Origin of the sequence: Okeania sp. SIO3B5, from assembly GCF_010692555.1 — a bacterium.
Taxonomy (GTDB): Bacteria; Cyanobacteriota; Cyanobacteriia; order Cyanobacteriales; family Microcoleaceae; genus Okeania.
This window is the reverse complement of record NZ_JAAHHG010000356.1, coordinates 1-10,414: the sequence shown is the minus strand read 5'-3', so window position 1 is coordinate 10,414 and position 10,414 is coordinate 1. Positions and strand designations below refer to the sequence as shown.

The following is a 10,414-nucleotide window of genomic DNA, read 5'->3' as shown; positions in this document are numbered from 1 at the left end:
AACTACGCTCATCTTGTCTTATCTTTCTTCTCCTGAATTCTGTTTGCGAAGCATTCCGTAGGAAATTGCAGAATTGCTGAATTCTAAAGACTTAACCATTCTATGGCTGTTTAACCGGATTTGATATGATAACCAGATTTGGTATTATACCAAATTTATAAATATTTGCTACAAATAGATAGGATATTTCTTAGAATTCAGGAGTCAGGATTCAGAATGAATGGCTTCAATACCATTTTTTAGTCGGAAGTTCTCTTTTTCATCAAAAGGACATCTCATATAATTTTTTTTGATCGCCCTTATTATTCGTAATACTAATTTGAAAAAAGAATGTTACAAATAATAAGCATTATTAAAATAATTTGTAGGAAATATCTATTGGATGAAAAAGATAAATTACTATATAAAAAATGGTATCAAACCTATTCCCATACGACTCCTGACTCCTGTCTCCTGACTCAATCGCAGTAACCTAAATATTTGTAGCAAAGATTTATCAAACTGGTATAACATTCTTGTAAGCATTCAGCAGTTAGCTATCAGCTATCAGCTAAGGAAGAAGGAGGAAGGCAAAAATTGATTTAATAGCAAATACATAACTTCTAACTTCTCTGTTTGGTCAAGTTTTATCTTAAGAAAGGTTTTTATAAAGTATAGTTTTAAGAGCAGAGTTTTATTGTTGAAAGCTGATAGCTAATAGCTGTTTGCGCAGCATTCCGCAGGAAATACTTACACATTCTTTTTTCAAATTGGTAGTAATTATCAATTATCAATTATCAATTATCAATTATCAATTATCAATTATCAATTATCAATTATTAATTATTAATTATCAATTATTAAAAACTATCTCCACTTGATATTATTGTCTGGGTAAAGCAATTACAAACTCTGTACCTGTCCCCGGTGCTGAATTAAAACTCAGTTTTCCTCCATGTTTTTCTTCTACTATTTGGCGCGAAATTGATAAACCTAAACCTGTACCTTTACCTACTCCTTTGGTTGTAAATAAATGGTCGAATATCTTTTGTTTAACTTCGTCTTTCATACCTATGCCATTATCTTTAATGCGGATGATTATCTGTTGGTTTTCACTGTCAACTTCCGTAGTAATAGTAATCTGATTTGGTGTAGCTTCAATTTCCTCAAAAGTTTTACCAATATTACTTTCTTCTAAAGCATCAATGGCATTAGCAATTATATTCATAAACACCTGGTTTAATTTACCGGGAAAACAGTTAATTTCTGGTAATTTTCCATATTCTTTAATTACCTTGATCGCTGGATGTTCTCCATTATCCTTGAGTCGATGTTTTAAAATTAACAAAGCGCTATCAATGCCATCGTGAATATTAAAACTAACTTGTCGATCGTTATCCCCACGGGAAAAAGTGCGTAATGCAGTACTAATATTGCGAATGCGCTCGACACCCGTTTTCATTGAAGCGATCGCTTGAGGAAAATCTTCAATTAAAAAATCCAGATCTATATCTTCAATATATTCTTGAATTTCTGGATCGGGAGTAGATAATTTCTTTTGATAGAGACTCACCAAATGAATTAAAGCTTCAACGTATTCTAAAGCATGACAAATATTTCCTTCAATAAATCCAACGGGATTGTTAATTTCGTGAGCGACTCCAGCAACAACTTGACCTAAAGTTGCCATTTTTTCACTTTGAACTAATTGCAATTGTGCTTTTTTTAGTTGTTCTAAACGTTCTTTTAATTCTTGATTAGTACTTTCCAAATCCTCAATCATTTGCTCTAAAATTAGATTTTTATCCTGGATTTCTAGCTCTTGATTTACAGTTTTTTCTTGCAATTGTTTCTGGAGTCGATATAAAGTAATATGGGTTTTTACGCGGGAAAAAACTTCTTCGGCATGAAAAGGTTTAGTAATATAATCAATTCCGCCTACTTCAAATGCTTTGATTTTATCAAAAACATCATCAAGGGCACTAATAAAAATAATAGGAATATCTTGAGTACGAGGATCTGCTTTTAAATGCTTACATACTTCATAACCATCCAGTTCTGGCATTTGAATATCAAGTAAAATCAGATCGGGATAATCAATATGAATTCCTTGTAAAGCAAGCTTTCCACTAGGAATTGGACGAACAGTGTAACCCTTTTTTGATAATAAACCTATTAAAAGTTGTAAATTGGCAGGGGTATCATCTACAACTAAAATATTGCCATGCTCTGAATTGGTTCGCGAGGAATTCATAGGTTATATCATGTCCGGTTGAATAGTTACACTTAGGAGGAAGGAAGGCAGCTATGCTGAGGGCAGAAGGCAGAAGGAAAAGAAAGATTCAAAGGGTAGAAGTTTTTTTTATCACTAATTATCTGGACATGATGTTACTATTAAATATTGTTATGACTTAATAATAAGTTTAACATTGACTTTATAATACCAAATTCAATAAAGATTGTTACAGTAAAATACGGATGCCCAACAGAATTGAAACATTTGCACTTATTCTCTTTTATACCTACCACCTAATATCATGTTCGGTTGAATACTTATAATATCTGTGGATCGAAGGCAGGAGGCAGAGGGCAGCTATGCTGAAGGGAAAGAGCAAGGTTAAAAGGCAGAAGGTTTTTTATAACTGATTATCCGAACATTATATAACACCTCAAATAACCAAATTTAGCAATATTTGGCGTTGCTGATTCTGGGTATGATTTGATAATTTTATATTTTTGATTTTGTATTTTGGATGGTTTGAACTACTTGTTAATATTAACTGTTCTCAGATCCGGTGTTCCCTGTTCCCTCCATACCTATAAACCTACTTTCATACCTTAATTCAGCAATGCCCAATATTTTTTGAAAATGGTATAAGAGCTATTATAGCGGTTTTCACAAAGGTAGACTACAAAGCTTCTGCCCTCAGCATAGCTGCCTTCTGCCTTTAAAACAAAATCTCTGTATTCTATGTTAGTGAAAACTGCTATAATATTCATTATCCATTATCAATTGATGAATCCTACCTCCTTGCTCATTCCCATTTCTCCTGTCTCCTGACTCCTTCTTTTATACTACATTTTGTGGCACAGATGTGGGTTTAATCACTCAGCCAATTCAAAATTTTCTCATATTCAAAGCCATCACAATATTTTTGTATTGCTTCAGCTAGAGAATTATCTGATTGATTAATTTGGTCAATTGTATTAGCAATTCCTGCTAAATTTCCTGTTAGCAAAGCATCTCTTAGTTGTTGTTTTAATTCTTCAGATAATACCCTGACTTTTTGTTCAATAGATTCAACAGTTTCTTCCTTTTCTTTCAGTTTAATTTCCCTTTCCTCATACACATAACGCACCCCTAAATATTCTTCCATCTTTTTAAAGATATCTGCCTCGCGAAATGGCTTTCTCATAAAATCATCGCATCCTGCCGATAAAACTACCACTTTTTCCTCTTCCAATACACTTGCTGTCAGAGCAATTATTATTGTTGCTTGTCCTTTAGTTGTAGCTTTGATCTGTTTTGTGGCTTCATTTCCATCCATTACTGGCATCCGCATATCCATCCAAATCAAGTGAGGTTGCCAATCATCCCATATTTCTACTGCTTGTTGGCCATTAATAGCTTCTTTGAGTTCAAATCCCAAAGGAGAAAGAAGTTTAATTAATAATTGACGATTCAGAGGTTTATCATCTACTATTAAAATCCGATATCTGGGTTGATTTGGTTCCAGGGCAATAATACGACGTTGGGGAATTTGGGTATCAACAACATCACCTTCGCTGACAATGGTAGCTTTGATTTCAAAGGTAAATATTGTTCCTTGATTAACTTGGGAGCTAACATGAATATCTCCCCCCATCAGTTGGACAAATTTACGAGAAATTGGTAATCCTAATCCCGTTCCTTCTTGAGCTTGTTTTCCCGTTTCAGTTTGGGTAAAAGCTTCAAAAAGTTTGTCTAACTCTTCTGGTGCAATTCCAGCTCCAGTATCTTCGACTTCAAAGATAATTTGGGTGGGATTAGATAGGGGAGACTTTTGTGCTACTCTCAGAGAAATTCCTCCGTCTGAAGTAAATTTAATCCCATTATTAATAATATTAATTAACACCTGACGTAGTTTCAGTTCATCAGTGCAAATATATTGAGGAACATCATTAGTATGTTCGACTAAAAGTTGTAAGCCTTTTTCTTGTGCTTTGAGGTAAAGCATATCTTCAATATCGTTGAGCAGGCGATGGAGGTCAAAGTTTTTCTGATTGAGAGTAATGCGTCCGGCTTCAATTTTAGAAAGATCGAGAACATTGTTAATTAAAGTCAGAAGGTGTTCGCCACTGCGACTAATAATACTGATATTTTCCAGATGCTCCTTGGGAAGGGTTTGGGAACGAGTCATGATTTGAGCAAAACCGAGAATTGCATTTAAAGGAGAACGTAACTCGTGACTCATGTTCGCAATAAAAGCACTTTTGGCATGGTTGGCTTGCTGGGCAGCTTCTTCAGCTTCTTTGTAACGGGTAATATCTTGAAAAATACCAATAATTCCCATTACCCCACCCTGAACATCATAGAGCGGGACTTTACTCGTTTCCAACCAACCTTGTTTGCCATCCCCTTGTGTTATCGGTTCGACAATTCCCAATTCCGGTTTTCCTGAATCCATTACTTGGCGATCGCACTCTATATAAAAATCTGCCTCTTCCCGACTCCAAGGCATTTCATAGTCAGTTTTGCCCACAATTTCCTGACGTGTCATACTAGCGACTGAGGCAAAGCTCTGGTTACATCCCAGATAAACATTTTCTCGATTTTTCCAAAATATAGATTGGGGAATATTATTGATCACCAAGTTAAGCAACTGTTGCGACTCTGATAATTCTTGAGTCCGTTCCTCTACTTTTTGCTCTAGGTTTTGAGAGTAGTCTTGCAATTCTTTAAACGACGCTTGTAGCTGTAAAGCCATGTGGCTAAACGAGTCCGCTAACTGCCCCAATTCATCCCGGCGATTTGTGGGTAGCGGTTCATCCCAGTGTCCGTCTGCCAAACGGTGAGCAACACGATTAAGATGTAATGTTGGTCGTACCACTACTGATTGGGCGAGCCACCAAACTAACGGTAAGGAAACTAGCAAAACAACTAGGAAAATACCCCCTGCAACAGCTAATGCTCCCACTGCACTCTGAGTCACAGTAGTAGCATCCATCTCAATTACAAGAATACCGTCGGAACGCCCCAATTGACTTTTAATGGGGGCATAACCATACAAAACAAATTGACCTACACCATTGGGACGGATAGAGGTTTCGGTAATTGAAGTCTGGATTTTTGTTTTCTGCTGCAACCGTGGTGGTAAATTCTGTGGCACATCTCCAAACTTTGCCAGCGGTTGCTCAAGGTATTGAGAATCTGCCACATAATTTAAAACAACTCTGTAATGTCCATCTCGAAAGCGCAGGGTATAAAGGCGGACTATATCTGGGTCTGAGGCTTGAATTTCCTTGAGTCGCCCCTGATTAACAGTGTAGTAAGCTGTATCAACATCTTCGGGGTCGTTGATTAAGCCATGATAATCGCTGTCAATTTGACGAGAGGCCAAGCTAGTTATCCCCAAGAGGCGGTCTTGCAGTGCGACTTGCTGGGATATTCGTAGTTGCCAATAGATTGTGATTGAAAGTGCCCCCGCTGTGAGAGCAATCAATCCTGAATAGGCAATAACCAGTTTGCTACTAAGATTCCAATAGTTCATAAAAATAGACATCTCCAGAAAAGAGGGAGTGGGGGAGTGGGGGAGTGGGGGCAGGGCTGTTTATTCTCGATAGACACGGGGACGCGGAGACACGGAGACACGGGGATAGAGGTTTTTAAATGGCGTTGAACCAAATATTCTTTCAGAGCTTAAAGACGCTTATTGGTTGAAAAATCGGCAAATTTTGGCAAATTTCACTGTTCCACTATTCCTATTACTCCCATTCTCCCGCGCATCCTTAATTACAATATTTTAAAACAGCCCTGGGGGAGTGGGGGAGATTAAATATTTAAGTAATCAGGACTTACGCAAAGACACTGTGTATAGAGTCCAGTAACTATTGGACAATAGTTATGAGTACTATATATAGCGTATCTGCGTAATTCCTAAGTAATTATAGAATTATCAACTTTTCATGTTACAAATTGAAGTGTGGAATGTGGGATAATATAGTCATATCATGTCCGGTTAAACAGCCATAGAATAGACTTGTCGCTTTATAACTTCAAAAATCCCCAAAAACTTTGTTCTATAAGGATTGTAGCTATTGGCAGCCAAAAAGCCTTGGAATTATTGCTCTGTCTAGGTTGGAGCGATTTTTTCCCTCTATTTAGCGACAACTCTAATGGTTAAGTCTTTAGAATTCAGCAATTCTGCAATTCAGAATTCAGAATTTCCTACGGAATGCTTCGCAAACAGAATTCAGGAGAAGAAAGATAAGACAAGATGAGCGTAGTTATGATAATTAGATAATTTTTTTTATGTCCAATTAAGCGGATTTGATATCATATCATGTCCGGTTGAATAATTAGACTTTGGTGGAAGGAAGGCAGAAGGCAGAAGGCAGGAGGCAGGAAGCAGAAGGTTTTCTCCCATTTTCACCTTCATTTTATACATAAACGATACTACCGGACATGATATTAGAGATAACTTTTACCTTTTGACTTTTACCTTTTAACTTTTAACTTGAAAATTCTTACTTTTGACTTTTGACTTTTGACTTTTGACTTTTAACTTTTAACTTTTGACTTTTGACTTTTGACTTGAACGTAGCGCTAACGTTCCAATCCTAAACTCTTCCGGTAGAATGCTTTTTGGGCATCTCGTCCCATTTCATTGGTGAGATTCTCCCATTCCTGAGTAATCTTCGCCATAGCTTCATCCCGGCTAATCTTCCCCGCGAGAAAGTCCGTAACTGCTGCATCTAGTAGTTCTCTCTGATAATTGTAGTTTCTGGGAATAGTCAAATCAAGTACCACATTGGGACTATTGAGACTAGCGCCAATTGCTCCCAAGTAGGTACTGGCGACTGCGGGAGTCATGCCTGCTGCTATCCAGTTCTGAGAATCTGAAAACTGCGAAAGACGATAGGGGTTCATACCCGATCGCCCATTTGTTACATCTATATTGGAATGATCAGGCTGGCTAATATAGGAAATAAAGGCTGCTGCTGCTGCCTGAACTTCAGGTTCTGCTGCAGTATTAATCGTTCCCACCCAACCAATAGCTGCTGTAAAAGGGGCATGGTTCACCCCATTAATTGCAAACGGACAGGTGAATTTATCACACTGTACTAATTCTCCGGTATCCCAATTGAGGACTTCGGTAGACCCCGGCATAATGGTAGTACCAAATTTATCTTTAACCTTTGAGCCTGGTAAGAGTGCTAATGTCCCAATATCTCCATGATCCATTGATAGGGCACAGCGGCCTGAAACAAAGGCTTGACGACCATCGTTTAACCCCCACTCCATTTCATCGGGAGCACCATACTCATTGGTTGCTTTGTAAATATCGAGAGCTTTAGCAAAGGCAACATTATTCGTCATGGGTTTCATGGTATTGGGGTCAAAGAAAATTCCCTGTTTAGTTCCTTGAGACTGCAAAAAAGAACCTGCAATCGACCACATTGCCCAGTAGGTAACGTTTCCCGATTTTTTTGCCAAGCAAGAGCCATAGTCTGGAACCCCGTCATCATTTAAGTCTTTACCATGAAAATACTTGGCAATTTTGAGATAATCATCCCAAGTTCTGGGTGGCTCAAATCCTGCTTCAGCTAATAGATCGGCTCGATAATACATGAGATGATAGTTGCCATCAATGGGAATTGCGTAGATTTTATTGGCATAAACAGGACCGTATTCCTGAAAAAATGGTGCAATATCGTTCCATGCCAAACTTGAATCTTCCTTGACATATTCCGTTAAGTCTTTGAGATAACCAGATTCAATATAGTCTGGCATCCAATTTGAGGTCATAATCATCACATCGTATTGATTAGTACCCGTTGTCAGATCCTGTAAAATTGTTTTATATAGTTCGGAATAGCCAGCACTCTTGACTGTAATCTTTGCTCCTGTCAGCGCTTCAAATTCATCAGCACGTTTTTCAACAGTGGCAGCAACAGGTTTACTGAGGGAAATTACATTGATATTGACTCCAGCAAATTTATCGGTTAGGGATAGAGAAGTTTCCGATGGTGTGGAGGATACTTTTTCTTCTGTTGATGATGTTGTTTTGCAGCTAACAGCTAATATATTAAAAAAAAATATTGCTAAAAGCATGGAGGAAATTTTCAAAATGGGCAACTTACTAAAGATTAAAGAAACCCAGAAAAGATTATTCTGATTCATTATTATTCACCGAAAAATTGGGTTTGAAGCCTTGCCCTGATAGGACTACTTTTTAACTTGTTTTTATTTGATAAATATTTTATCATACTGTATATTTATAGTTTAGATTCGCTTTATCAAAGCTAGATTTAAGTAAGGCATTTAACTGCTTATTTATACAAATAAATTGGCATTGCTGAGGGGCGGAATAAATACAGCAGATTTTGGGCAAATGATGTACAGGATAAATCGTGAAAATCATGTAGCGTGGGCATCTTGCCTGCGTTTAGGCATCTTGCCCGCGCAGGTGTACCTCTTAACGAAGTCAGAAGTCAGAAGTCAACCCACCCCTAACCCCTCCCAGGAGGGGAAGTCAGAAGTTATTTTTGTAACGGGGATTTAAGCCCCGCTCCAAAAATATTACGCCTTAAAAGGCGGGGTTTTAGACCCATATTATTTTGATAACAACGGAAAGCGCTGTATAAGTGGGGTGAGTATCCTGCCTACCTGAAAATATCAGGAGTGGGAACGGGCAAGATGCCCATTCCACTTCCACAAAACTATTAAAATTATGCCGCATTTATGCAAAACCAATAAATTAATTACTAAACTGAAATGACTCAATCTTTAATTACTCCTACCCAAACTCCTTTATTAGGTTTATCCTTATCTGAGTTAACAGAGTGGGTACAACAGCAAGGACAACCTGCTTATCGAGGCAAACAACTATATCAATGGATATATCAAAAAGGGGCTAAGTCTCTGGCAGACATCACTGTATTTTCCAAACAATGGCGCGAGGAGATTAAGCATTTTCCCATAGGTAGATCTGCCATACATTACCGCTCTGTTGCTCCAGACAAAACAGTTAAATATCTGCTGCAACTATCAGATGGTAATATTATTGAAACTGTAGGTATTCCTAGCCATAAACGTCTAACTGTATGTGTGTCTTCTCAGGTCGGTTGCCCAATGGCTTGTGATTTCTGTGCTACTGGTAAGGGAGGTTTTACCCGGAACCTAGAAGCACATGAAATTATCGACCAGGTGTTGACTGTGCAAGAAGATTTTGAGCGACGAGTTAGCCATATTGTGTTTATGGGAATGGGGGAACCGTTGCTGAATACTAAAAATGTCTTGGCTGCAGTGAAGTCTCTGAATCAAGATGTGGGTATTGGACAACGTTGTATAACTATCTCAACTGTAGGCATTCGCGATCGCATTCGTCAATTAGCCGAACATAAATTGCAAGTGACTCTTGCTGTTAGTCTTCATGCTTCTAATCAAAGGCTGCGGGAACATCTGATTCCCAGTGCTAAATCTTATCCATTAGGGGATTTAATAGCAGATTGTCGTGAATATGTCAACCTCACAAAGCGAAGAATTAGTTTTGAGTATGTGATGTTAACAGGTTTTAATGATTTACCAGACCATGCTAAAGAATTAGCTAAAAATCTGCGGGGGTTTCAGTGCCATGTTAATTTAATTCCCTATAATCCTATTAGTGAGGTTGACTATCAAAGACCAACAGGAGAAGATATCAACGCTTTTGTTAATGCTCTCGAAGAAAAACATATTGCAGTTAGCGTTCGTTATTCTCGTGGTTTAGAAACTGATGCCGCTTGTGGGCAGTTACGGGCGTCACGTGGAATGGGCCTCTGGCCCGTTCGGTAGGTTGGGTTAAGCGTATCTCGCAACCCAACAAAAGCGAAAAATCTGACCAAAAAATGTAGACAGAGGGACTGATAACTGATAACTGAAATATGGCTCACAGGGATTATGGCACGGATGTACGGATAGGGCAGGGAGTGGCTCACGCGGATTATGGCACGGATGTACGGATAGGGAAGGGGGTGGCTCACGCGGATTATGGCACGGATGTACGGATAGGGCAGGGAGCCCAAGTCCAGTAGTGGACTGTTTCATCTAAAATGGTGCATTAGATTTAATTCAAAAGTCATGCCTTTAAAAGTAAGAATTTTAAAGTTAAAAGCGCTCTGCACAGTTTGAGCTGTGCATTCATCCGTGCATCCGTGGCCAAATCCGTGTCTTGCCCTGACTTCTCTAAAGCAC

General features: G+C 38.3%; 4 protein-coding genes. 1 reads left to right on the top strand and 3 read right to left on the bottom strand.

Annotation, left to right across the window (positions count from 1 at the left end; genetic code table 11):
- Nucleotides 1–862: 862 nt before the first annotated feature.
- The 3 genes from F6K54_RS31660 to F6K54_RS31650 form a co-directional block, all read right to left on the bottom strand.
- Nucleotides 863–2,233: a response regulator gene (locus F6K54_RS31660; RefSeq protein WP_293086824.1), complete on the bottom strand. Its 1,371-nt coding sequence runs from the start codon at nucleotides 2,231–2,233 to the stop codon at nucleotides 863–865.
- An 847-nt stretch (nucleotides 2,234–3,080) separates the two neighbouring features.
- Nucleotides 3,081–5,729 (bottom strand): ATP-binding protein, encoded by a 2,649-nt coding sequence (locus F6K54_RS31655; RefSeq protein WP_293086821.1) that lies wholly within the window; start codon nucleotides 5,727–5,729, stop codon nucleotides 3,081–3,083.
- 1,055 nt (nucleotides 5,730–6,784) lie between these two features.
- Nucleotides 6,785–8,362, bottom strand: coding sequence for an ABC transporter substrate-binding protein (locus F6K54_RS31650; protein WP_293086819.1), 1,578 nt, complete (start codon nucleotides 8,360–8,362; stop codon nucleotides 6,785–6,787).
- 594 nt (nucleotides 8,363–8,956) lie between these two features.
- Between F6K54_RS31650 and rlmN the strand changes: the two genes are divergently transcribed.
- The gene (gene rlmN / locus F6K54_RS31645; protein ID WP_293086816.1) at nucleotides 8,957–10,015 is read left to right on the top strand and encodes a 23S rRNA (adenine(2503)-C(2))-methyltransferase RlmN; all 1,059 of its coding nucleotides are present in this window, start codon (nucleotides 8,957–8,959) and stop codon (nucleotides 10,013–10,015) included.
- The last annotated feature ends 399 nt before the right edge of the window (nucleotides 10,016–10,414 follow it).

Excerpts from the sequence above, each read along its gene's own strand:
- F6K54_RS31650 (WP_293086819.1), bottom strand. The coding sequence starts at position 8,362 with ATGAATCAGAATAATCTTTTCTGGGTTTCTTTAATCTTTAGTAAGTTG.
- F6K54_RS31655 (WP_293086821.1), bottom strand. The coding sequence starts at position 5,729 with ATGAACTATTGGAATCTTAGTAGCAAACTGGTTATTGCCTATTCAGGA.
- F6K54_RS31660 (WP_293086824.1), bottom strand. The coding sequence starts at position 2,233 with ATGAATTCCTCGCGAACCAATTCAGAGCATGGCAATATTTTAGTTGTA.
- rlmN (WP_293086816.1), top strand. The coding sequence starts at position 8,957 with ATGACTCAATCTTTAATTACTCCTACCCAAACTCCTTTATTAGGTTTA.